Genomic DNA, 23,088 nt, shown 5'->3' with positions numbered 1-23,088 from the left:
CAAACACGGCCGTTACGGCCGGTTCCGGGAGTTTCATCATGGGCGCTTCGCGCTCCGCCTCCGTCGCACTGGCTGCCCTGATGGCGGGTTGTGTCGGCTACGCGGTAAAGGCCGAACCCCGGCTCGATCCGGCTCCATCCGTGGTGCAGAGCGCTGCCGCGCCGTCGGCCTTGCCCGAGCAGGGGCAAGGCGACACGGTGGCGACCGGCGCGATCTCCGCGCCGGTATCGCCCTCCCCCGACCCGGCGAAACCCGCCGCAGCGGGAGAGGCCGCCCAAACGCCAGGGGGCCCACCCGAGACGGGCAAGGCGGAGACCACGAACGCCGAGGCCGGCTCCGAACCCGCTGGCGCCGTGGCCGCCGCTCCGGTGCCGACCGATCCGATGGGGGCGGCCCTCGCCGCCCGCCTCGCCGATCCGGCCCCTCTCCTCGCACGCCTGAGCACCAAGGACCGGGAGGCGATGCAGGCCTTCTACGGGCTCGGTGACTTCAAGCCGGTCTGGGTGGTCGATGGCGCCTTCACCCCCGCCGCCAAGGCTGCCGCGTCCCGTCTTTCCCTCGCGGCCGAGGACGGCCTCAACGTCCAGGCCTATCCGGTGCCGGTCATCGGTACGCAGGGACTGACCGAGGCCCAGACCGCCGAGATCGAGCTGAAACTCTCGGCCGCCATCGTGCTCTACGCCAAGGACGCACGCGGGGCGCGCATCAACCTGTCCGCCATATCCCGCCTGATCACGCCCACCCTCGACATTCCCGGCGCGGATGCCGTCCTGACGCGCGTCGCCAGTGCCGGGCCGCAAGCCGGTACCGTGCTGCAGGGCTACAACCCGGCGCAAGCCGGCTACCTCGCTCTGAAGGCGCGACTCGCCAGCCTGCGCACTCTCCACGGCGCGCCCATGGCGGCATCGCCCGTGGCAATTCCCGCCGGGCCGGTGCTCAAGGTCGGCATGAACGACCCCCGCGTCCCCGCGCTCCGCCGCCATTTCGGCTTGCCGACCCGGACCGCCGGCACCCTCGACGCCGCCTCCGGTGAGCCGGATGCGTTCGATGCGAACGTGTCCGCTGCCGTGGCGAAGTTCCAGCGCGGCCGCGGCCTGCCGGCCACCGGCACGCTCACGCCGCAGACCGTCGCCGCCCTGGGCCGGGCCGAGTCATCCTCCCGCGTCGGCGACGAGGAGGCGACCGTCCTCGTCAACATGGAGCGCTGGCGCTGGCTGCCGAGCGACCTCGGTCGTGACTACGTCCTGGTCAACATCCCCGAATTCCGCCTGCGGGTGGTCCGCAACGGCACGCAGCGCGACGAGACCCGCGTCATCGTCGGCAAGGCCGAGACGCCCACGCCGGTCTTTTCGGGGATGATGGAATACGCCGTCGTCAACCCGTCCTGGAACGTGCCGCCCTCGATCCTCAAGAACGAGTTCCTGCCCGCCCTGGCCCGCGACCCGAACTACGCGGCCCGTCGCGGCTACGAGGTCGTCTATCGCAACGGCAACATCTCGGTGCGCCAGCCGCCGGGCGAGCGGAATGCGCTCGGATTCATCAAGTTCCTGTTCCCCAACAACCATGCCGTCTACCTGCACGACACACCCAACCGTTCGCTGTTCTCCGCCTCCCAGCGGGCGATGAGCCATGGCTGCGTGCGCGTGGACGATCCCTTCCGGTTCGCCGATTCGGTCCTGCCCGAAGCATGGTCGAGCGAGCGGTTGAAGAAGCTCATCGGCAAGGGCGAGCGCACCATCCGCCTGCCCGAGAAGCTGCCGGTACATCTCGCCTATTTCACCCTCGATGCGGACGAGCGCGGATCCCTGCGCACGTTTTCGGATCTCTACGGTCACGATGCGCGCATGAAGATCGCCCTCGGTCTCGCGCCGGGCAGCCTGCTCGTCGCCAAGGCGCCGGTGAAAGCGCCGGCCAAGGTCGCGGCGCGGCCGGCCACACCGGCGCCGAGCGCGGCCGGGGCTTCGCCGCAGGTTCGCCGCGCCGCGTCGCATTCCGCTCCTTCCGGCGCCAATCCCGTGCGGGCGGTCAGGGCACCGGCGGCCAGATCCGCCGAAGCGGCCCCTGTCGATCCCTGGGGACCGGCACCGGCCCCTGCCCCGGTCTCCCGCGGCTGGTGGTGACGCACAGCCGGTGTGGTTGCGCGAATGCCACGCGGCGGGGAATGTGCGATGCCGCTCTTGCCGATGCCCAATCCAGGCGGCGGGCCGGCACGATTTCGCCACGGTTCAAACATAGCCGTTGTTTCGACCGGCGAATGGCTGAGGATCCGAGAACCTTTCGTTTACGGTTTTCGGTAACCTTGCGTTCACCATGATCCACGCGACAACGCGTGGTCTGGCAGAGGTGAGGACGATCGTGGGCATTCCGCTGCGTGAAGAGGCCCAGCCGGCCGACCGATCCACCCAGCCGATCTCTCGCCTTCGGGGCTATCTCCGCGACGCCTTCTCCCATCCCCGTCTGCGCCGTTCGATCGTCGCGGCGTCGGGCATCGCCCTGGCCCTCGGCGCGGGCACGCGGGGGACGCAGGATGCGGTCGCCAACGGCGATACCCGCACTCTCTCGATATACCATACCCACACGAAAGAGAGCGCCACGATCACGTTCAAGCGTGACGGGCGTTACGACCGTGCGGCGCTGGAGCAACTTAACTGGATGCTGCGCGACTGGCGCTTGGACGAGCCCACCAAGATGGACCCGCGCCTGTTCGACACGGTGTGGGAGGCCTACCGGTCGGTGGGCTCGCAGGAGCCGATAACAGTGGTCTCGGCCTATCGGTCACCGGGCACCAACGCCATGCTGCGCCGCCGGTCGCGCGCGGTGGCCGAGTACAGCCAGCACATGCTCGGCAAGGCGATGGATTTCTACCTGCCGGATGTTTCCATCGACCAACTGCGCGCCGTCGGCATGCGGATGCAGCGCGGCGGTGTCGGCTGGTATCCCCATGCCGGCTCGCCCTTCGTCCATCTCGATGTCGGTTCCGTCCGCTCCTGGCCGCGCATGAGCCACGATCAGCTCGCCCGCCTGTTCCCCGACGGCAAGACCGTGCACCTGCCCACCGACAATCGGCCCCTTCCCGGCTACGAGCTGGCCCGTGCCGAGGTGCTGGCCCGCGGCGGCACCGTGCTCGGCGTGACCCAGGTGGCGATGCAGGAGGAAGATGACGGCCCGAGCATCAAGGGCTTCTTCGCCAGCCTCTTCGGTGGCGGCTCCAAGACCCCTGCGCCGCCGCCCGAAGCTCCGGCCCGCGCCCGGGCAAAGCCCACCGTTCTCGTGGCCAGCGCCGATCCGGACGACCAGTCCGGCACCCGCGAGGCGCTTGCCTATGCCGCCCCGGCCGCCTCCGATGCCCTCAAGGGCGCTCTCCTGCGTCGTGACGGACGCGATGCCCAGAGCCTCCTGACCCAGGACGTCTCCAAGACCCCGGACATCTCCAAGCCGGCGATCCCCGCCGAAGCGGAATCGAGTTCGATCGACGTGCCGCTTCCGCCGCGCCGGCCATCGGAATTCGCCGCCGTCTCCGCCGCCCTCACCATGCCCCTGCCGCCGCCGCGTCCCGCCATTCAGGTGGCGAGCCTCGCTCCTACGGGGATGGCCGCGACGCCGACCGTCACCGCGACGCCCACCCGCTTCGCCCGGCCCGTGGCCGCCGATGCCGATGCACGCACGCAGCTGCGCGCCCTGTTCGAGGTGGCCGCCGCGGAGACCGCGCCGGCAAGCCGCGCCTCTCCCGTTCACGTCGCCCCGGCCCGCGCCCGCGCCGATGCCGCGCCGGCCGGCTTCGTCGCCCAGCCGGAGAGCGGCGTGCGCAGCCGTTTCTCCGGACGTAGCCCCGGCGACGACCTCACCGCCGCGCGCTTCACCGGCTCGTCCACCCGTGCGGTGGCTGCCGGGCGCTGAGCCTCGCTCATGTGATGGTCTCCGACATGCGTCGAGGCCGACGCCCCGGCGGCGGCAATGGGGTGGGTATCGTCGGACCCGAACTCTTGCCACAGGCTTGACGCGTTGCCCGCCACGCGACACGAAGGCTGCGGCAATGGATTCTGCCGGGCGCAAAGCCGAACCGCCATAAGGGCTGATGATTCCTAACCTTTTGCCACGCAGCAAGACGGTGGAACCATGCCTGTCTCCTTCAAGAACCGGATCGCCGACCTGAAGCGCGCCACGATGGTCCGCGTGGCCTGGGCGATCGCGTTCGCCCGCTGGGCGGTGATCCTCGTGCCGATGGCGGCCGTGGTGGGCTCCCTCTGCGCGGCCTTTCTCTGGTGCCTGGACGTCGCCACGAATGCCCGGTTCACGCATCCCTGGCTGCTGTTCCTGCTGCCTGTGGGGGGCTTTGCCATCGGCCTGCTCTACCACCGCGTCGGGCGCGGCGTGGAGGGCGGCAACAACCTCGTGGTCGATCAGATCCACGAGCCCGGTGGCGGCGTTCCCCTGCGCATGGCGCCGCTGATCGTCCTCGGGACCGTCGTGACCCATCTCTTCGGCGGGTCCGCCGGTCGGGAAGGCACGGCGGTGCAACTCGGCGCCAGCCTCGCCAGCGCCATCGGGCGCCTGGCCAGGCTCGATCCGGCGGGCACGCGCATCGTGCTGATGGCGGGCGTGGCGGCAGGGTTCGGGGCGGTGTTCGGCACCCCCATCGCCGGGGCCGTCTTCGCCCTCGAAGTCCTGGCCGTCGGCCGGGTGGAATATGCCGCTCTGATCCCCTGCCTGCTCGCGGCCGTCATCGGCGACTGGGCCTGCCAGGCCTGGGGCATCCACCATTCGCTGTTCCGCATCGCCTATCTGGCGGATGCGACCGGCCCCATCGCCCTGGATCCGATTCTACTGGCGAAAGTCGCCGTCGCGGGTGTCGCCTTCGGGCTCGTGGCCCTCGTCTTCGCCGAGGCCAACCACATCCTCGGCGGGTGGTTGAAGCGCCTGATTCCCTACGCACCCCTGCGCCCGGTCCTCGGCGGCCTGGCGGTGATCGGCCTCGTCTACGCGGTCGGCACCCGTGACTATCTCGGCCTCGGCGTCACCGCGCCGGATGCGGGAGGCTTGAGCATCGCGAGCTTCTTCGGCCCGGAGGTCCATCCCTGGTCCTGGGCCTGGAAGATCCTCTTCACCGTCGTCACCCTGGCTTCGGGCTTCAAGGGCGGCGAGGTGACGCCGCTGTTCTTCATCGGCGCCGCCCTCGGCAATGCCCTTAGCGGAGTGATGGGGGCGCCCCTCGACCTGATGGCGGCGCTGGGCTTCGTGGCGGTTTTCGCGGGCGCCGCCAACACGCCGCTCGCCTGCACGCTGATGGGGATCGAGCTGTTCGGGGCGACGCACGGCGTCGCCATGGCGGTCGCGTGCTTTGCCGCCTATGCCTGTTCGGGCCATCACGGCATCTACCTGTCGCAGCGCATCGCCGTCTCGAAGGGCGGCGCCGTCGAGCCCGGCTCCACCCTGCGCGAGGCGCGCACCCGGCGTTGAAGCGGCGGGAGGCGGCCTCGCACCTCCCACCCGATCGTCACTTCTTGTCGTGGCTGTGGCCGTGGGCGTGGCCATCCTTGTCGGAATGCAGCGGCTTCCCGTCACGTCCGACCTCCTTGGATTCCTGAACGCGCGGGTCGTCGCGATGGGCCGGGCCGCCCGACACGGTCCCGGTGTTCGGGACCGAGACGGAGGGGTTGCTGGCGTTGCCGTGCCCGTCGATGGCCAGGGCCGGAACCGCGAGGCCGAAGAGGATCCCGGTGGCGGCGAGGCTGCGCGTGAAGCGTGTCATGGTCGGTGTCTCCGTGGTTGCGCGGCTGCTCCGCCGCGTCGATCCAGGAGATGGAAATGCCGTTTGACGCCCGCGCGCCGCCCTCGTGACGAAGTGTGTCAGGCGTGTCGCGGGCCTACACGCGCGGCAGGATCAGCTCGGCCCGCAACCCGCCCTCGGCCCGATTGGTCAGGGTGAGACTGCCGCCCTCGGCCTGGATCGCCCGCCGGGCGATGGTGAGGCCCAGACCGGTGCCGCCGGTATGGCGATTGCGCGAGGCCTCCAGGCGCGTGAACGGCGCGAACGCGCTCTCCACCTCCTCGGGGGCGATACCGGGGCCGTCATCCTCGATCCTCAGGACGACCGCGTCCTCGCCGACTTCCAGGATCATGGCGGCTCGTTCGCCGTAGCGCACGGCGTTGTCGACGAGGTTCTCCAGCGCCCGCCGCAGGGCGACGGGTCGAACCTCCGCCAGCGCCCTGGCGGGGCTGTCATACGTCACGGGCCGGCCTGCATCGGCGGCGGCATTGGCGACACTCATCGCGAGACTCGCCACGTTGGTGATCCGGCGTGGCTCCGGGTCCGTATCGCCGCGCAGATAAGCCAGCGTGGAGTCGATCATGGCCTGCATCTCGTCGAGGTCGCCGGACATGGCCTGCCCCTCCTCGGCATCGGCCAGGCGTTCGATGCGCAGGCGCAGCCGGGCGATGGGCGTGCGCAGATCGTGGGAGACGGCCGCGAGTGCCTGAGTCCGCTCGGAGACCAGTCCGTGAATGCGGTGCTGCATGGCATTGAGCGCGCGGGCGATTCCGCGCGTTTCGTCCGGGCCGGCCTCGGGCACGGCGACCACGGGGCCGTTGCCGATCGCTTCCGTGGCTCGGGTGAGGCTGCGCAAGGGCTTGGCGATCCGATGCACGAGCAGTACGGCGGCGAGGCCGACGAGGATCGCCACCGCCGTCGAGACGAAAGCCCAGGCTCCCAGGCGGGCGAGGTTCGGAGCATGGGCGGAACGGAAGGTCAGCGTGCCGCCGTCCGGCAGCGAGAGCGCCCCGCTCAGATCCTGCGCGTGCAGCGCATCCTCCCCCTCCCCCATGGCGAGGACGAGCCCGGGGCCGAGGCTCGGCTGGAGGGCGAGGATGCGGGACCTGAGCGACCAGAGCACGGGATCGTCACGCTCTTGCGGGCGGATCGGAGGGGCCTTCGACCACCCAATCTCGAAATGCGGCGAGGACAATGCCCTCGCCTCCGTGTCGCGCTCCATCACCGGCCGCCGGATCAGGCCTTCCCGCGCCAGAGCGAGCTGAGTGGCGAGCTGCTGCGCGAAGGCCTCGTCGGCGGCACCCACCGCCGATTGGCGATAGAGCAGCAATGCCCCGGCATGGACGACGACGATGGCCACGAGCAGCACGGCCATGGTGCGCGCCTCGAGGCTGCGCGCGAGGGCAAGCAGCCGCCTCACCTCCGCTCGACCGTCGCACTGAAGATGTAGCCGGAGCCGCGGACCGTCTTGATGATCGCGGTGTGGCCCTCCGGCGGCTCCAGCTTTCGCCGAAGTCGGCTGACCAGGGTATCGACGCTGCGGTCCGAGGGCGAGCCGAGGCGGGCGCGGGACAGTTCCAGGATCTGCTCGCGGCCGAGGACGCGGTTCGGATGGTCGAGGAACACCAAGAGCAGGTCGTATTCCGCCCCGGACAGGTCGACGCCCGCGCCCTCGGGGTCGCGGAGCGAGCGGCTGCGCAGGTCGAGACGCCAGCCGTCGAAGGCCACGCTCTCGCTCCGGGACGTATCCGGCGCGGTCGCGGCGATGGCGGAGCGCCGGAGAACTGCGCGGATCCGGGCGAGCAGTTCCGGCCGTCCGAACGGCTTGGCCACATAATCGTCCGCCCCGAATTCGAGGCCGAGCACGCGATCCGCCTCCTCGTTGCGGGCGCTGACCATGATGACCGGAACCGTGCTCTTTGCGCGCAGGCTCCGCAGAAGATCGATGCCGGAGGCGCCGGGCAGCATCACGTCGAGGAGGACGAGATCGATGCCACCCTCCGGCAGGAGCCGCCACATCTCCCCGCCGTGGCGGCAACCGGTGACGCGGTAGCCGTTCTCCCGCAGCAGGCGGGTGACGAGCATCCGCATGCCGTCGTCATCCTCCACGAGGAGGATGTGTGCCGAGCCGGCAAGCGAGGGCGTGTCGAGGAGCTGAGGCATCGTCGCTATCGCCCTGCCCGATGCTCGAATGGATGGGCCGACACGCCGTGATGTCGGCCTACACCATGCCGAGGGCCTGCATGTAGAGCTCCAGGATCGCCTCCTCCTCCTGGCGCTCGGCATGGTCCTTCTTGCGCAGGGAGATGATCTTGCGCAGGGCCTTCACGTCGAAGCCGGTGCCCTTGGCCTCGGCATAGACGTCCTTGATGTCGCCGGCGAGGCCGGCCTTCTCCTCCTCCAGGCGCTCGATGCGCTCGATGAAGCTCTTGAGCTGGTCGGCGGCAACCGAGGAGGCATCGACGGCGGGTGCGGCGGAAGCGGCCATGAGCGTCTCAATTCCTGATCTGACGCGCATCGGGTGGGATGCGCCGGAGGAGGCTGGTTAAGCGATCACGCTTACCGGAAGCTTAGTGCGGCTCGGCTTGGGCCTTCGAGAAGGCCGCCTGTTGCTCGGGCGTAGCCTCGGCCTGGTTCAGCCGCTTCCATTCCTCGTAGGGCATTCCGTAGACGCGCTCACGGGTCTCGTCCTTGGTGAGTCCGAGGCCGCGCTCGTCTGCTGCGTCCTTCATCCAGTTCGACAGACAGTTCCGGCAGAAGCCGGCCATGTTCATGAGGTCGATGTTCTGGACGTCGGCGCGCTTCTGAAGATGCGCCACCAGGCGGCGGAACACTGCGGCTTCGAGCTCGGTCCGGGTGGCGGGGTCGATCTCGGTCATCGTGAAATCCTCTGAAGGGGTTTGCGGTCGGCCGCTGCCGAATACACCATCGCTCTCCTGCGGTCCCGTGTCCGTGAGGGACGGCGATCCTGGCCCTCGATCCGGCACCATGGCGTCATCACCTACGTGAAGCGCGTGCTATCGACGGCCAGGGCCGTCCCTGGTCCGCGTTGTGTGCATCCCGTGCAGGGCAATGCCTTTCATAGGTGTTGGCCAGTCGCCTCGTGCATGGGGTGCCAAACCGCACGACATTGCGACGGTGGTCGGCCTACATCAGGCCTACACAAGAACTCACGGCCCACCGCCCTATGACGGAGACCGCGAAACCTAATAGGACTCAGTCATGAACACTCGTCTTGCTTCCGCCGTTGCCGCCGTCGTTTTGAGTGTGGCCACCGTTGCTTCTCCCGCTCTTGCCCAGAGCTATACGGCTCCTGCCGGTATCTCGGCCCATGCGGCTCCCGGCTATGCCGGTCGGCAGACCGTCGTCGATGACGATCTGACCACGGGCTCCATCGTCGCCCGGCGCGACAGCGACTCCGCTCGGGAAGGCAATGCCGAGCAGAACAGCTTCCCGGTCTGGCAGTACGGTCGCACGTCCGGCGGCCCCCGCTAAACCCGGCACCACGGCAATGACGAAGACGGCGGGGCGTGAGCTCCGCCGTTTTTCGTGCGCGCACTCGTCGCTACGCCGCAGGAAGAAATTCAGCTGGCGGTCGGCATCAGCGGTCGGAGGAGCTTGGCGAAACGCGCCGCCCATTCGATCTGGCCCGGCTCCAGGGCAATGAGATCCTGCCGGATCTCCACAAGGGCGTTGGGAAGACCGCGCGCGATGGCGTGGCGATCGATCGTGTCCCCCGGCAGGCCGCCGCCATAAGGCTCGTTGTCGCCCACCGTCAGTCCGGCGGGATCGGCGCGCAAGCCGGCGATGAGGGGCGCACTCATCCGGTCGTCCCCGTCCCACAGGATGCCCACATGCCAGGGCCGCATATAGCCGCGCCACGAGGCCGTGAAACTGTGCATCGTGACGATCGAGGGCGGCACGCCCGCCTCCGTGGCCTGCGCGACCACCGCATCCACCGCCTCGTCGAAGGGCACGTAGAAGCGCCTGATGCGCTCGTCCTTGCCGGCTTCGTCGATGCGGGCGTTGCCCGGCACCACCGCACCATCCGACAGGCGCATGACCAGCGTCGGGTCCTCGCGCCCCCGGTTGGGGTCGATGACGAGGCGCGAGAACCGCGTGAGGATGGCCGGCACGCCGAGATGCGCCGCGAGCCGCCGCGTCACTTCTGCCGCGCCGATATCGTAGGCGATGTGGCGCGCGAATTCCCGTTCCGGAACGCCGAGCTGCGCCAGATCCTCCGGTACGTGATTCGAAGCGTGCTCGCAGATGAGAAGGAGGCCGGATGCGGGATCGCCTGGGATCGTCTCGACGGGATGCGGCGGAAACATGAGGTGGGCACGGTCCTTCAGAGCCGATTGGGGGAAAATCCCCCTGGGCAGGCAGGAAACGAGCCGCCGGTCGCGTCATCGCGCGCTTGCCGAGGCGGCAGGGCTCGGGCACAGCACGTATAGGCGATCGCGCCGCCACGGCAATAATCCGGCGGACAAGCAATCCGGCCCGCGCGATCGGACCTTGATGAGACACGGACACGCCATGACCGCGCCTTCACACGCCTCGCCCGCTTCCTCCCCTTCGTCCCACGATGCCGCTCGCGGCCTGCTTCTCGGTTTCCTCGACGAGGCGATCGCCGCCGCGCATCCCTCCCGCTGCCTGGTGCCGCACCTGCCCGCGCCGGGGCCCGGCCGGCTGATCATCCTCGGTGCCGGCAAGGCCGGCGGCAGCATGGCCGCCGTGGCGAGCCGGTTCTATCGGGAGCAGCACGGCGTCGACGAGAGCCGCATCGTCGGCTTGGCGGTGGCCCGCCACGGCTACGGCGAGGATGCCCCGATGATCCGCATGGTCGAGGCCGGGCACCCGGTGCCGGACCAGGCCGGCATTGATGCCACCATCGACGCCCTGAAGATCGCGGCCGATGCCGGTCCGGAGGACGACGTGCTGGTGCTGCTCTCGGGCGGCGGTTCGGCCAACTGGATCGCGCCCGCCGGCGACCTCACCCTCACCGAGAAACAGGCGGTGACCAAGGCGCTGCTGCGCTCGGGTGCGCCGATCAACGAGATCAACGCGGTGCGCAAGCATCTCTCCCGGATCAAGGGCGGACGTCTGGCCATGATGGCCCGCAACGCTCGTTCGATCCTGACGCTCGCCATCTCCGACGTGCCGCACGACGACCCGGCGGTGATTGCATCGGGTCCGACCGTGCCCGATCCCTCGACGCTCGCCGATGCCCGCGAGATCTGCGAGCGCCGCAACATCCCCCTGCCCGAGACCGCCAAGGCTCTCCTCAACGACCCGGCCAACGAGACCCCGAAGGCGGGCGACCCCTCCTTCGCCCGAGCCGAATACCGCATCATCGCCCGTCCCATTGATGCCCTGAACGCGGCGTCCGACGCGGCCAAGCGCGCCGGCTACGAGGTCGTGATGCTCGGCCCCGACGTGGAGGGCGAGGCCCGCGAGGTCGCGGCGGAACACGCCGCCCTCGCCAAGGAAATGAAGGCGGCCGGCCGCAAGGTGGCGATCATCTCCGGCGGTGAACTCACCGTGACCATCGTCGGCGAGGGCCATGGCGGCCCGAACCAGGAATACGCCCTCGCCCTCGCGATCGGCCTTGATGGCGAATCCGGCATCCTCGGCATTGCCGCCGATACCGACGGCACCGACGGTGGACGCGGCGAGGCCACCGATCCGGCCGGCGGTCTCGTCGACCCGACGACGCTGGAGCGCGCCCGCGCCGCCGGCCTCGATCCGGCTGCGATGCTCGCGGACAATGATTCGACGAAGTTCTTCGCCACGATCGGCGATCTCGTCCAGCCAGGTCCCACGCGCACCAATGTCAACGATTGCCGCATCATCCTCGTCGGTTAACGGCGTGAGCCGTCGCCGTACGATCCCCTCCCCGCCGCGCGTGGGGAGGGGGAAGGTTTTCTGGCTCGCCTCTCCGCTGGCCGCCCTCTTCCTCACCGCCTCGCCCGCCCGCGCCGATCTGCGGATGTGCAACCAGACCGCAAGCAAGGTCGGTATCTCGCTGGGATATCGCGATACGCAGGGCTGGGTGACGGAAGGATGGTGGGACGTGGCGCCCAAAGGGTGCGAAACCCTGTTGCGCGGCGCCCTGGCCGCGCGGTTCTATTACGTCTACGCGGTGGACTATACCCGCGGTGGCGAGTGGAACGGCCGGTCGCTTATGTGCACCCGCGACACCGAATTCACGATTCGCGGCGTCGAGGATTGTCTTGCGCGCGGCTACGACCGCAACGGCTTCTACGAGGTCGATACCGGCGAGCAGAAGAGCTGGACGATCCAACTCACCGACCCGAGCCAGCCTGCGGCGCCTTGAGCGGACGAGGCCCTCACCCGACGAGCATGGCTGCTCTAAGGGACAGGGCCGGATTGCAGCAAAATGACAGGCTTCAGCTATCTTGTTGCGTTATGCGGCCTTGTGTAGCGCCGAATCGAGGAAAGGTACGAACGCATCGAGGTCGATCGTCCATTCATTGACGACGATCTGCTGCTCTTCCAGCCAAGCGCGGTAATCGTGCCCCTTGGCAATCGACAGGCGCGCGTAGTTGAAGCGAAGCGCATATGAGCCGTCTTTGATCGGCAGCAATTCTAGGATCATCGTTCCTGGTCGCGAGAACACAATATGGGACAGGCCCGCACCATGGGGCGCCATGATCACCGAGGCATGCCGGGCGAGGGCAATCTGGTGCCAGAGCGGAATGTTCGAAAATTCCTGGATCTCGAAGCCACGTTCACGGGCGAGGGTCTCGATCTCAGCTTCGTTGGTCAGTACGCGACGTTTTGCATCGCGCCGCGTAATGTAGAGCCGATCCGGAAGCGTGACACCGTGCTCGGCCGCCAACCGGCTGGCCTCCTTCCCCAGCGTCTCGTAGATCGGATCGAGGTGTTTCCAGCCTACCATGCCCTTGAAGGTGACGGGCGCTAGAAGCAGCCGTTCGACGAAGACCGGTCCGGTCAGTTTCTTCGCCGCTGCGCCGAAGCCGAGAATATCCAGTGTCACCTGCTCAAAGCCGGGGTTGCCCCCATTCAGTAGGATTTTGAAGCCTTCGTCATCGAGAATATCGCTATCGGGAATCCAGGCGAGGCGGGGGAGATAATCTGCGATCCAATGGTAGATGCCACGGCTTCCGCGATTTCCAGCAAATCCGATGGAGACTGTCTCGACGGATGATCTGTCCAAGGTCGCGATGGGCATTGCACGGGAGAGAATGATTTCACCCTTCTCGGTCCAGATCTGGCCCGAGGGCTCCGTGAAGACATCTCGGTATTCAATAACTCTCGGTTGTTTCCCCGCTTCTGCCGATTCACGAAATTTCACCGCATCGCTGGCGAGCATCTCGGCATGATGAGAGGAAGTTCTTGGTGATGTCGTCAGGGCAACCGTGCCCCAGACCTCGTTCTTTGGCTGGTTCCTGAAAGTAAAGGTCGTTTTGTCGCTCTTGATCAGGTCGCCGCCACCGCGGAAGTTACTCACGCAGTCCTTGAGTTGCTTCTTGAGGATAGGATCCTGCAAATGCTTGAAGACGTGTCTGGCGGCTTTGCCGAAGCGCGGCGAGGCCTGGGCCTCAGAATCGGCGATCAGGATACGGGCGCCTTTTTCGGGGTGCTCGCGTAAGGCCAGTTCCTTCACCGCCGCGAGCTTCACGCCCACAGAGATGTCAGGTTCGAGGACGCGCTCGGTCACCTGAGTGACCAGCACCTCGTCATTCAACATCAGCGCCGCATAAAGCCGTTGCATGATCAACTGAGGCTGCAAGATTTGGAGGGAGCGATCCTCCGTCTTGTCGATCACAGCGGTCCATTCGTTTGCCACGGCATGGCGGCGACAGGCACGGAGCGCTGCATTCGCATCGCTGGGCGATGCTTCGGTCTTCCCAACGCTCACTCTCGTCCAACTCCGTCGTTTCGGCCCAAGGCTGCGAACCCGCGATGACCCGTCTCAATAAGCGGGAGCCGGCGTGCAATTTGGGGAGAGCATATTCCCCGTCCGTTCGATCGCTCAGCTCTCGCTGGTCGAATCCGATGCCTTGACAGGACGGGCTTCGACACGCGCTTTGCGGCGCGCCGCTTTGCGAGCGACGATACGGTCCTGGCGCCGCTTTTCAGCCGCTTCAGAGCGCTGGGAAGTTGCTTGCTCGGCCATCGATTTCTCCTGCTTTGATGGGAAACCAGACTGGGTACAACTCCGGTCCTGCCACGCGGGCCTACCTCAAGGCGCGCCGTGATGTCAAAGTGAAGTACCAGCCCCTGCTACTGAATTTTCCCTCCTGTCGGGTCGGCCGTTTTCGTATCACGGGGCGCAAGGCGAACTGCCTTATGGCTCACGCCCCGCCGCTTCCGAACGGACACGACGCCTGCCCTGTACCGAGCGCGCAGGCATGTCTCTTGCCAATTGATATGAGCGCGGAACCTTGACGCGCGGCCCGCCTCGGTGCTTGTGACCCCTCGCCCCCAATCGGCCGTTCGAATCCGACGGGTATCCTCAAAAAAAACTTGGAGACCGGAGTGAAACGCTCGCGCCGCACGAAGATCATCGCCACCCTCGGTCCGGCTTCCGACACGCCGGAGATGATCGAGAAGTTGTTCCGCGCCGGTGCGGACGTGTTCCGGCTCAATATGAGCCACCTTCCGCGCGAGAAATTGCCCGAGAAGATCGAGGTGATCCGCACCATCGAGCGCGAATTGCGCCGGCCCATCGCGGTCCTGGTGGATCTCCAGGGTCCGAAGCTGCGGGTCGCCGCCTTTGCCGAGGGCGGCGCCATCCTCGAGAACGGCGCTTCGTTCGTGCTCGATTCGGATCCGGCGCCGGGCGACATCCATCGGGTCTACCTGCCGCATCCCGAGATTCTCTCCGCGCTGGAACCGGGCCACGTCGTCATCATCGATGACGGAAAGTTGCGCCTGGTCGTGACCGAGGTCTCCGAGGGACGCGCGGTGACCGAGGTCGTCATCGGCGGCAGGATTTCCAACCGCAAAGGCGTGTCCCTGCCCGACACCGTGATCCCGGTGGCGGCGATGACCGAGAAGGATCGCGGCGACCTCGAAGCCGGGCTCAATGCCGGGGCGGACTGGATCGCGGTCTCCTTCGTTCAGCGTCCCGAGGACGTGGCCGAGGTGAAGAAGGTCGCCGCCGGCCGCGCCCTGGTCATGGCCAAGATCGAGAAGCCACAGGCCCTCACCCGCCTCGACGAGATCATCGAGATCTCCGACGGGATCATGGTGGCGCGGGGCGATCTCGGCGTGGAGATGCCGCTGGAGCAAGTGCCGGGTGTACAGAAGCGGATCACACGCGGTGCGCGGCGCCTCGGCAAGCCCGTCGTCGTCGCGACTCAGATGCTCGAGTCGATGATCACGGCCCCGGTGCCGACGCGCGCCGAGGTCTCGGACGTGGCGACTGCCGTCTACGAGGGCGCCGATGCGGTGATGCTGTCCGCCGAGAGCGCGTCCGGCGCCTTCCCCATTGAGGCAATCTCGATGATGAGCCGCATCGCCGAGCAGGTGGAGCGTGACGCCCTCTACTGGACGATCCTCACGGCCCAGCGCTCCGAGCCCGACGCCACCGCATCGGACGCCATCGCGGCGGCCGCCCATCAGATGGTCGACGCCCTTAACCTCACCGCCATCATGGCCTGGACGCATTCGGGATCGACGGCCCTGCGGCTCGCCCGCTCGCGGCCCAACGCCACGATCATCGCCCTGACGCCGAAGCGCGAAACCGCCCGGCGCCTGGCCATGTGCTGGGGCACGCACCCGATCGTCACCAACGATGCCAGCGACGTGGACGACATGGCCTTCCGCGCGGCGAAATTCGCTGTGCGCGAGCGCTTCGCCGAGATCGGCGACCGGGTCATCGTGGTGGCCGGCGTGCCGTTCGGGACACCGGGCGCCACCAACCTCGTGCGGATCGCCTTCGTCACCCGCGATCACGCCGCGAGAGCCTGATCGGTTCAGGGCGCGACGGGCTCATGTCCCGTCGCGCCGATCCGGGTGGCGAGCCCTTCGACCGCATCCACGAGGGCGTCCGTTGCCATGTAGGGCACCATGTGGCCGATGCCCGGCAGGAGAACAAGCCGGGCGCCGGGGATGAGTCTGGCGAGGGGTTCGGCATGGCGCGCCGCCGGAACCGCGGCATCCGCATCGCCGGAGACGATCACCGTCGGAACGGCGATCTCACCGTAGCGTGGAGCCTGGGACGCCAAGGCGGCGGGCAGGCCGATCAGGTCTTCGAGATTCGCGAGCATCGTCGCGGGGCGCAGCACCAGGGCTGAGCGGCTCCGCTCGAGATAGTCGCCGGGAAGCTCCTGCGGCCGGAAGGCCGCACGGCCCCCGCGCTCCAGATAGTAGAGGCCGAGCGGTGTCGCGACGGTGCGGCTGAGCAGCCACGCGACCGGGGGCTTCAGCGCGACGCGATAATACCATGGCAGGGGCGCCATCGCGGGGAACGGCATCGCCACCGGCGCCACGAGCACGAGACCTGAGACGACTTCGGGATGGTCGAGGGCGATGGCGCTGGCCAGGGCGCCGGACCAGGAATGGCCGAGCAGGATCACCGGGCCGGTTCCCATGCGCTCGATCGCCTGTGCGATCGCATGGCCCTGCGCCGCCGGGCTTCCCCCATCACGGCCGCCAAGGCGGTCGCTCCAGCCGTATCCGGGCCTGTCGAAGGCAATGACGCGAAAGCCGTTTTCGGCGAGCTTGCGACCGACACCTTCCATCGGGTCGGCCGCGTTGGCGGAGGCTCCGTGAAGAAGCACGACGGTCCCCTTCGACGACGTCGTCGGGCCGGCCTGGATGGTGGCGAGCCGCCCGCCATCCACCGCGATGAAAGGCCCTTGCGGCGGAAACCGGGCGCCGACCCGTAAGGTGACGATCAGGGTGACGAGGGCTCCGGCCGCGAGCACGCTGACGACCAACCCGAGCATCGCGCCCGCGATCAGGCCGAGCCAGTGGAGGAGAACCATGTCCGGTTACAGGTCCCGTCCGTCGATCTCAGGGACAAGCCGGTCGATGGCGCTCTGGAGCTTCTCCATGCGCGGATAGATGGCGGCGGCGCGGCGGAAAGCGTCCAGGGCGCGACGCTTGTCATCCATGGACAGATAGATCCGCCCCAGCGCGGCCCAGGCCTCGTAATGCCGTGGTTCCAGCACCAGCGTCCGTTGCAGGTCGGCCACGGCGTTGGTCTGGTCGGTGAGCAGCCAGAACACCGTTGCCCGCCGGTTCCAGCCCTCCGCCCATTGCGGCTCGAGGGTGGTAGCGCGGTCCATCAGCTCGACGGCGAGGGCATAGTCGCGGCCCGACATGGCCTGACGGGCACGTTCCGTGAGAAGGTCGGCGGTGGCGCTGCCGGAGCGCCCGAGGCGCTGCTCGATCAGGCGGGAGATGCCTTTGGCCTCGGCATCGTCCTCGGACCCCTTCAGCCTCGCATAGAGATCCTCGAGGCTCGGCGCCTGCACTTTCTTGGGTGCGTCCTTGCCGTTTTCCCTGCCCTGGCTCTGTGGCGGCAGAGCGTCGGCCGACGACACCCCAAACGAAAAAACCGCCGCGCCCAGGAGCGCAGCGTTGATTAGAATGCCAAGGTGCCGGGACAGCGTCATGAGAGCGAGCTTCCTCGCCCTTCACCCCGCCGTCAACAGGCTGGCTTGACGCGGCTGCCCCGAATCGCCGGGCAGCCCGCCGTCTCAGCCCTGGCGGGCCTTGAAGCGCTTCTGCGTCTTGTTGATGACGTAAACGCGGCCCTTGCGGCGCACGAGCTGGTTGTCGCGGTGACGGCCACGGAGGGACTTGAGGGAGTTGCGAATCTTCATCGGTCTCACGTCGGCCGGGTTTGAGCCCGCCGCCTGTCCATAGGGTCTCGGGAACGAGGCACCTCGGTAAGGCGTCCTCGGCGATGGTAGTTCACGCATCGCGGAAAGGCGGTTGCCATATCAGGCTTGAGCGCCTGAAGGCAAGGTGCAACCGACCTGCCGGGGATGCGGATTCTTCAAACTCTCGCCCCGGCGCATGGCCGGGGCCTTGTCGTCCGCCGCTGGACGCCCTCAGCGCTCGCGCCAGGCCTTGGCGATCTGGTCCGTCAGGGGCTTCGTCAGGTAGGAGATGACCGAGCGGTCCCCGAGCTGCATGAACGCCTCCACGGGCATGCCGGGTACGAGCTGGACCTTGCCGAGGCGCTCCAGCTGATCCTCCGTCATGCGGATGCGTGCGGTGTAGTAGGTCATGCCGCTCTTCGGATCCTGGGAGACGTCGGCAGAAACTCGGCTGACGATCCCGTCGATCTCGGGCGTCACCCGTTGGTTGAAGGCCGGGAAGCGCAGGACGGCGCGCTGGTCCACGCGCACGTTGTCGATGTCCTGCGGCTGGATCCTGACCTCGACGATGAGCTTGTCGGCGTCGGGCACGATGAGCATCGCCGGCTCGCTGGGAACCACCAGACCGCCGATCGTATGCACCGTCAGCTGGTGGACCGTGCCGTTCTGGGGCGAGCGCATATCGATGCGCTTGAGCTGATCCTCGGCGGCGATGCGCTTCTCCACATATTCCGACCAGCGACCGCGGATCTCGGCGAGTTCCTTGCCGGTCTCGGTGCGCATGTCCTGGTCGATCTGGAATATCTGCAGCTCGATCTCGGTGATCTTGCCCTTGGCCGATGCGGTGGAAGCGATGAGCTGTCCGCGCTCGCCCTGTAGGCGGGCGCCGTCCCGTTCCAGGGCGGTGACGCGGGAGAGCGGCACGAGGTTCTTGCCGTAGAGCTCGCGCACGCCCTTCAGCTCCGTTCCGATCAAGGCCGTTTCCCGCTCCTTGGCGGCGGCCTGTTCGGTAAGACCCTTGATCTCCTCGCCGAGCTGGGAGACGCGCTCGCGCAGCTGCGCCTTCTGGCCTTCACGGCCGGCGACGCGGGCTTGGAACAGGCGCGTTTCGCTATCGACCAGATGGGCGACGGACGGATCCTGGGCCTTGCGGGCTAGAAGGTCCGGCGGGAAGGTGATCTCGGACGCGCCGTCGCGCTCGGCCTCGTCACGTGCCCGACGGGCGGCGAACTCATCGAGCGCCTTCAGGATGATATCGAGATTGGCGCGGGTCTGTGTCTCGTCCAGGCGAATCAGGATGTCGCCGGCTTTCACCCGCGCGCCTTCCTTCACCCGCAATTCGCCGACGACACCGCCGGTCGGGTGCTGGACCTTCTTCACGTCCGATTCAACCATGAGCTGGCCCGGCGCGATCACGGCCCCCGAAATCATCGTGAAGGTGGCCCAGCCGCCGACCCCGATGACGAGGACGGCGCCGACCCCGATCGCCGCGGCGAGGTGACGTCGGATCGACCCGTTGGCGGTGGGCCGGATCTGAGCGGTGGGGAGTCCGGTGGGCGACAGTGCGATGGCCATCACGCGCTCTCCTGCAGGGTGGCGACGTTCGCGCCGGTTCGTTGTGCGGCGACGGGCTCGGTATTGGGAGCCGGCGTCGACCGGAGGACACGCTTGAGCACCTCGTCCTTGGGGCCGAAGGCCTGGGCGCGCCCGTCGGCCATCATCAGGATCATGTCGACGGCCGCCAGAGCGCTGGGGCGGTGCGCCACGACGATGCAGATGCCGCCGCGCTGCCGTACCCCGACGATGGCCTGGGTCAGGGCGTTCTCACCCTCCCCATCGAGATTCGAATTGGGTTCGTCGAGCACCACGAGGAAGGGGTCGCCGTAAAGCGCCCTCGCCAGTCCGACCCGTTGGCGCTGCCCTGCCGACAGGCCCGCCCCGCCCTCGCCGATCCGGGTGTCGTAGCCTTCCGCCAGGCGCAGGATCATCTCATGGATACCCGCTGCCTTGGCGGCCGCAATGACCGCATCCGACTGGGCATTGGGATCGAACCGGGCGATATTCTCGGCGATGGTGCCGGCAAACAGCTCCACCTCCTGCGGCAGGAAGCCGATATGCGGCCCAAGATCAGCGCTCGACCATTGGTCGATGGCCGCGCCGTCGATCCGGACCTTGCCGCGCACGGGCGGCCAGACGCCGACGATGGCGCGGACGAGGCTCGATTTGCCCGAGGCGCTCGGGCCGATGATCCCGAGCCCCTGCCCCCGCTGCAGAGACAGGCTGACGTCCTGTACGACGATGCGCTGGGTTCCCGGCGGTGCGAGGGTGACGTTTTCGGCGACGAGGCTCTGCGACGGAGCGGGCAGAGCATGGGGCTGTTCGACGGCGGGCAGGCGCGCGAACAACTCCGAGAGCCGTGCCCAGCTCTGGCGCGCCTGAACGAATCCCTTCCAGTTGGCGATGGCGAGTTCCGCCGGAGCCAGCGCCCGGGCGACGAGGATCGACGAGGCGATGATGACGCCGGCCGAAGCCAAGTTGTTGATGACGAGCCAGGCGCCGAGGGCGAGCACGCCTGATTGCAGCGCCATGCGGAACACTTTCGAGCCCGCTCCGAAACCGCCCGCGACGTCCGAGACGGCCATCTGAGACTGCATGTAATCGCGGTTGGCGCCGCCCCAGCGATCGGCGAAGCGTCCCTGCATCCCCATGGCGGCCAGCACCTCGGCGTTGCGGCGTCCGGCTTCCGCGAGGCCGTTACGACGCATGCCGTGGGCGGTTGCGGTTTGGGTCGGGGCGCGGGTCGACCGATCCGTGGTCAGGGCCAGGAGCGCCAGGACCGCCGCGCCGACGAGGGCCGCGATACCGATGAGCGGGTGGAACAGGAAGCAGATGAAGACATAGATCGGCATCCACGGAAGATCGAAGAAGGCCGAGGGTCCCGTGCCGCCAAGGAAGGCGCGCAACTGATCGAGGTCGCGCAGGGGTAGCAGCCCGTCGCCCGGGGTCGCGCCCTTCAGGGGAGCACGCACAACGATGTCGAACACCCGCGCAGAGAGGGCTTCGTCCAGCGAGGCGCCGACGCGCGCGAGGATACGCGAGCGGATCGTCTCCAGGACGCCCTGAAATCCGTAGAGGACGAGAGCGAGGATCACGAGGCCGACCAGTGTCGGAACGCTCCGGCTCGGAATGACGCGGTCATAGACTTCGAGCATGAAGAATGAACCGGTCAGATACAGAATGTTCACCAAACCGCTCATCACCGCGACGCCGATGAACGCCGTTCGGCAACTTGCCAATGCCGAAATGATCTCGGCCGATTCCCGCCCCTTAGCCACTGCCGCCCCCGCCGTCGCGTTCGATTATCAAGTTTAGTTCGAATGGTAGTCTGCGATACCGTTTGGGAACGGCGGCCCGACACCCGCCTCCTTTATAAGAAAAGCGTGAAGTCGAGAACTCGAAAACATGCTGCTGCGGTTGGATTATGGCCGTCTGTGTCCGGAGGGCCTATCTCTCGCGAGGTATGCCCACGGCTTTCGCGGCCTCGGGGGGATGAACCGTTTTATCCGCCCGAGACAGGGCGTTCGTATTCGGAAGAGGAAACGATGCAGTCGGCACAGGTGAGTGGTCGACGACTTGCTTGCGCGTTTCGGCTACTGAGCCCGTGAAGAAACTTTGAGCAAGCATGGTCCGTAAACGTTCTTGGCCTATGGCGGTGCGAGAAACGATGAAGCGCCGGAGCGTCTTACGTGCGGTCGGACAAAGAAACGGAAACGTCTCCAGAGCCGGTATCACGGCGCGAGGACCGTAACTCGACGAACTGGATAGCCAACGTCCGGCTTCCCGATGGCCGAGAAATCCCATGCACCGTGAAGGACGTTTCGAAATCCGGCGCCAAGCTTGGTATTCCAGCCTACCACGCGCTGCCCGATTCGTTCCTGCTCCGCATCATCGGCCGGGACTTCGTCTGCATGGTCAAGCTCGCCTGGAGGCGCGGCGACTATGTCGGCGTGAGGATCGAGCGCGTCGGCAAGGTGGCGCCACCGCGCGTCCGGGACGAGCCGCCTCAGCCGGTGGCGACCTCCTTGGACAAACCGCAGGCGATCGACGAACCGGGCGGCGTCGGTATTCCTTCGCGCAGACGGAAACCATCGCCCTTCTGACGCGGGATCGAAGTGGTCTCCATGACCGCGTCAGGCCCGGATCAGGTCCCTCATGCCGGGCGCTTTCTCGCTGCCGGGGAAGACCTTCTCGGAAAGAACCTTCTCCTCGAAGCCGAACTGGTCGATCAGCAGGCCCTTCATCACGGCGCGCAGATCCATCGTCGGCGCGAGATCGCGGCCTTCGAACAGGGCGCTCTCCTTGAGGCTCGGCCAGTCGGCGATCACCCGTCCTCCCGCCACCGCTCCACCGACGAGGAAGGCGACCGTGGCCGTGCCGTGATCCGTGCCGGAGGAGCCGTTCACATGCACCGTGCGGCCGAATTCGGTGATGATCAGCACCGATGTCTGGGCCCAGGAGGCGCCGAGCCCCTCCTTGATCGCCGCCATGCCGGCATCGAGGGAGGCGAGGTTCTTGGCGAGGCGCCCTTCATAGGGGCCCTGAGACGAGTGGGTGTCCCAGCCGTCGAAATTCATCACGGCGATGCGCGGGCCGGTCACCGGGGCCATGAGCGAAGCGGCGGCGCGCGCCGCAGAGGCGAAGCTATTGGGGCCCTTCAGCGGCTGCTTGCCCATCGCCGCCATGCTCGGATCCGAGGCGATGAAGTCGTCGACCTGCACGCCCTCCCGCAGGGCATTGGCCAGGGCCTGGTCCTTGTCGTCGTAGAGCGCCTGGAGGCGCATCAGCGTGTCCGCCGCCGCGTAGGGCAGCGTCTGCGGTTGCCAGGTCTCCACCTGGGCCGGGCCACGCAGGATCAGTGGCGTCGTCGCGCTCACGGAGAGGGCTTTGGTCGGCCGCAACTCGATGCCCTTGGCCTTGGGAATAAGGGAGAGCGCCCGATTGAGCCAGCCGGTATCGATGCTGGAACTAGCACTCGTCATTCCGTTCTCGAGGACCTGCTGCGCGTCGAAATGCGAGCGGGCGCGATAGGGGGTGGCGACCGCGTGGAACAGGGTGGCCTCGCGCTTGGCATAGAGGTCCGCCAGGTTCGGCATTGCCGGGTTGAGGGAGAACAGCGGGTCGAGCCGGAACGGCGTATGCGTCGGGGACATCTTGAAGTCGGAGCGGATCGCCGCGAATTGCGGATCGCCCACTGGCATCACTGCCGAGAGGCCGTCGAGGCCGCCGCGCAGAACCACCACGAGGAAGCGCGGGTCGCGGCCCGAGGCGGCCCAGACCTTGGGCACATAGGGCCAGGCGAAAAGCGCACCGGCGCCGAGCAGCAAGTTGCGGCGCGTCGGCAGGTGGGCGTGTTCCTGAGGGTTCATGGGGTCATCGCCTCTCGACCGGCTAAGCGGGTTTCGCAACAGTGGCCACCGGTTCCGCGCCTTGAAACCT

The 23,088-nt window shown here is 67.6% G+C and carries 23 protein-coding genes and 1 riboswitch; of the genes, 9 read left to right on the top strand and 14 right to left on the bottom strand.

Features of this window, described 5'->3' with window-relative positions; genetic code table 11:
- The first annotated feature begins 38 nt into the window (after window positions 1-38).
- The 3 genes from ASF26_RS07725 (at window position 39) to ASF26_RS07715 (ending at window position 5,457) form a co-directional block, all read left to right on the top strand.
- Window positions 39-2,120, top strand: coding sequence for a L,D-transpeptidase family protein (locus ASF26_RS07725; protein ID WP_056251778.1), 2,082 nt, complete (start codon window positions 39-41; stop codon window positions 2,118-2,120).
- A 223-nt stretch (window positions 2,121-2,343) separates the two neighbouring features.
- Window positions 2,344-3,897 carry a DUF882 domain-containing protein gene (locus ASF26_RS07720; RefSeq protein ID WP_082477554.1) on the top strand — a complete coding sequence of 518 codons (1,554 nt, stop codon included), beginning with the start codon at window positions 2,344-2,346 and terminating at the stop codon, window positions 3,895-3,897.
- A 123-nt stretch (window positions 3,898-4,020) separates the two neighbouring features.
- Window positions 4,021-4,092, top strand: a riboswitch (Fluoride riboswitch).
- A 24-nt stretch (window positions 4,093-4,116) separates the two neighbouring features.
- On the top strand, window positions 4,117-5,457 hold the full coding sequence (locus ASF26_RS07715; RefSeq protein WP_056251775.1) for a voltage-gated chloride channel family protein: 1,341 nt from the start codon (window positions 4,117-4,119) through the stop codon (window positions 5,455-5,457).
- Window positions 5,458-5,494: 37 nt separating this feature from the next.
- Here ASF26_RS07715 and ASF26_RS07710 read toward each other — a convergent pair whose 3' ends face one another.
- From ASF26_RS07710 to ASF26_RS07690, 5 genes are all read right to left on the bottom strand, one after another.
- The gene (locus ASF26_RS07710) at window positions 5,495-5,749 is read right to left on the bottom strand and encodes a hypothetical protein (RefSeq protein ID WP_056251770.1); all 255 of its coding nucleotides are present in this window, start codon (window positions 5,747-5,749) and stop codon (window positions 5,495-5,497) included.
- Window positions 5,750-5,864: 115 nt separating this feature from the next.
- Window positions 5,865-7,187, bottom strand: a complete 1,323-nt coding sequence (locus ASF26_RS07705; RefSeq protein WP_056251766.1) for an ATP-binding protein — start codon at window positions 7,185-7,187, stop codon at window positions 5,865-5,867.
- Entirely contained in the window at window positions 7,184-7,930 is a 747-nt protein-coding gene (locus ASF26_RS07700; protein ID WP_056251762.1) for a response regulator transcription factor, read from the bottom strand. The genes ASF26_RS07705 and ASF26_RS07700 overlap by 4 nt, the downstream gene beginning before the upstream one ends.
- Window positions 7,931-7,988: 58 nt before the next feature.
- A complete protein-coding gene (locus ASF26_RS07695) occupies window positions 7,989-8,255 on the bottom strand; it encodes a DUF2312 domain-containing protein (protein ID WP_018044356.1) in 267 nt (88 codons plus the stop codon).
- Between the two features lie 82 nt (window positions 8,256-8,337).
- Window positions 8,338-8,646, bottom strand: coding sequence for a DUF1244 domain-containing protein (locus tag ASF26_RS07690; protein WP_056251757.1), 309 nt, complete (start codon window positions 8,644-8,646; stop codon window positions 8,338-8,340).
- A gap of 343 nt (window positions 8,647-8,989) precedes the next feature.
- Between ASF26_RS07690 and ASF26_RS07685 the strand changes: the two genes are divergently transcribed.
- Complete coding sequence (locus ASF26_RS07685) at window positions 8,990-9,262, top strand: hypothetical protein (RefSeq protein ID WP_056251754.1); 273 nt, start codon at window positions 8,990-8,992, stop codon at window positions 9,260-9,262.
- An 89-nt stretch (window positions 9,263-9,351) separates the two neighbouring features.
- On the opposite strand, the gene ASF26_RS07680 is transcribed toward ASF26_RS07685, so the two are convergent.
- On the bottom strand, window positions 9,352-10,098 hold the full coding sequence (locus ASF26_RS07680; protein ID WP_056251753.1) for an N-formylglutamate amidohydrolase: 747 nt from the start codon (window positions 10,096-10,098) through the stop codon (window positions 9,352-9,354).
- A 205-nt stretch (window positions 10,099-10,303) separates the two neighbouring features.
- On the opposite strand from ASF26_RS07680, the gene ASF26_RS07675 reads away from it, so the two are divergent.
- Window positions 10,304-11,632 carry a glycerate kinase gene (locus tag ASF26_RS07675; RefSeq protein WP_056251750.1) on the top strand — a complete coding sequence of 443 codons (1,329 nt, stop codon included), beginning with the start codon at window positions 10,304-10,306 and terminating at the stop codon, window positions 11,630-11,632.
- A 40-nt stretch (window positions 11,633-11,672) separates the two neighbouring features.
- Complete coding sequence (locus ASF26_RS07670; protein WP_280136345.1) at window positions 11,673-12,104, top strand: DUF1036 domain-containing protein; 432 nt, start codon at window positions 11,673-11,675, stop codon at window positions 12,102-12,104.
- Between the two features lie 90 nt (window positions 12,105-12,194).
- On the opposite strand, the gene ASF26_RS07665 is transcribed toward ASF26_RS07670, so the two are convergent.
- Both ASF26_RS07665 and ASF26_RS22600 read right to left on the bottom strand, forming a co-directional pair.
- The gene (locus ASF26_RS07665; RefSeq protein ID WP_156462910.1) at window positions 12,195-13,673 is read right to left on the bottom strand and encodes a glycosyltransferase family 61 protein; all 1,479 of its coding nucleotides are present in this window, start codon (window positions 13,671-13,673) and stop codon (window positions 12,195-12,197) included.
- 114 nt (window positions 13,674-13,787) lie between these two features.
- On the bottom strand, window positions 13,788-13,931 hold the full coding sequence (locus ASF26_RS22600; RefSeq protein ID WP_156462909.1) for a hypothetical protein: 144 nt from the start codon (window positions 13,929-13,931) through the stop codon (window positions 13,788-13,790).
- Between the two features lie 362 nt (window positions 13,932-14,293).
- Here ASF26_RS22600 and pyk point away from each other — a divergent pair, with 362 nt between their 5' ends.
- Entirely contained in the window at window positions 14,294-15,730 is a 1,437-nt protein-coding gene (gene pyk / locus ASF26_RS07660; RefSeq protein ID WP_056251743.1) for a pyruvate kinase, read from the top strand.
- A gap of 5 nt (window positions 15,731-15,735) precedes the next feature.
- Here pyk and ASF26_RS07655 read toward each other — a convergent pair whose 3' ends face one another.
- From ASF26_RS07655 to ASF26_RS07635, 5 genes are all read right to left on the bottom strand, one after another.
- Window positions 15,736-16,749, bottom strand: a complete 1,014-nt coding sequence (locus ASF26_RS07655) for an alpha/beta hydrolase (RefSeq protein ID WP_056251742.1) — start codon at window positions 16,747-16,749, stop codon at window positions 15,736-15,738.
- 6 nt (window positions 16,750-16,755) lie between these two features.
- Window positions 16,756-17,382, bottom strand: a complete 627-nt coding sequence (locus ASF26_RS07650; protein WP_056251739.1) for a tetratricopeptide repeat protein — start codon at window positions 17,380-17,382, stop codon at window positions 16,756-16,758.
- Between the two features lie 84 nt (window positions 17,383-17,466).
- Window positions 17,467-17,592 carry a type B 50S ribosomal protein L36 gene (gene ykgO / locus ASF26_RS07645; RefSeq protein WP_003601867.1) on the bottom strand — a complete coding sequence of 42 codons (126 nt, stop codon included), beginning with the start codon at window positions 17,590-17,592 and terminating at the stop codon, window positions 17,467-17,469.
- Between the two features lie 231 nt (window positions 17,593-17,823).
- Window positions 17,824-19,167, bottom strand: a complete 1,344-nt coding sequence (locus ASF26_RS07640) for an HlyD family type I secretion periplasmic adaptor subunit (protein ID WP_056251735.1) — start codon at window positions 19,165-19,167, stop codon at window positions 17,824-17,826.
- Window positions 19,167-20,849 (bottom strand): type I secretion system permease/ATPase, encoded by a 1,683-nt coding sequence (locus ASF26_RS07635; RefSeq protein WP_244475868.1) that lies wholly within the window; start codon window positions 20,847-20,849, stop codon window positions 19,167-19,169. The genes ASF26_RS07640 and ASF26_RS07635 overlap by 1 nt, the downstream gene beginning before the upstream one ends.
- Here ASF26_RS07635 and ASF26_RS23635 point away from each other — a divergent pair.
- Complete coding sequence (locus ASF26_RS23635; RefSeq protein WP_280136346.1) at window positions 20,830-20,964, top strand: hypothetical protein; 135 nt, start codon at window positions 20,830-20,832, stop codon at window positions 20,962-20,964. The genes ASF26_RS07635 and ASF26_RS23635 overlap by 20 nt on opposite strands.
- Before the next feature lie 374 nt (window positions 20,965-21,338).
- Complete coding sequence (locus ASF26_RS07630) at window positions 21,339-21,752, top strand: PilZ domain-containing protein (protein WP_156462908.1); 414 nt, start codon at window positions 21,339-21,341, stop codon at window positions 21,750-21,752.
- Window positions 21,753-21,782: 30 nt separating this feature from the next.
- Here the strand turns inward: ASF26_RS07630 and ASF26_RS07625 are convergent, their stop codons facing one another.
- Window positions 21,783-23,018, bottom strand: coding sequence for a DUF1501 domain-containing protein (locus tag ASF26_RS07625; RefSeq protein ID WP_056251724.1), 1,236 nt, complete (start codon window positions 23,016-23,018; stop codon window positions 21,783-21,785).
- Window positions 23,019-23,088: the final 70 nt, after the last annotated feature.

Source organism: Methylobacterium sp. Leaf93 (assembly GCF_001422345.1).
Classification (GTDB): domain Bacteria; phylum Pseudomonadota; class Alphaproteobacteria; order Rhizobiales; family Beijerinckiaceae; genus Methylobacterium; species Methylobacterium bullatum.
Note: the sequence above shows the minus strand (reverse complement) of the source record. Positions and strands in the feature narration are given on the sequence as shown.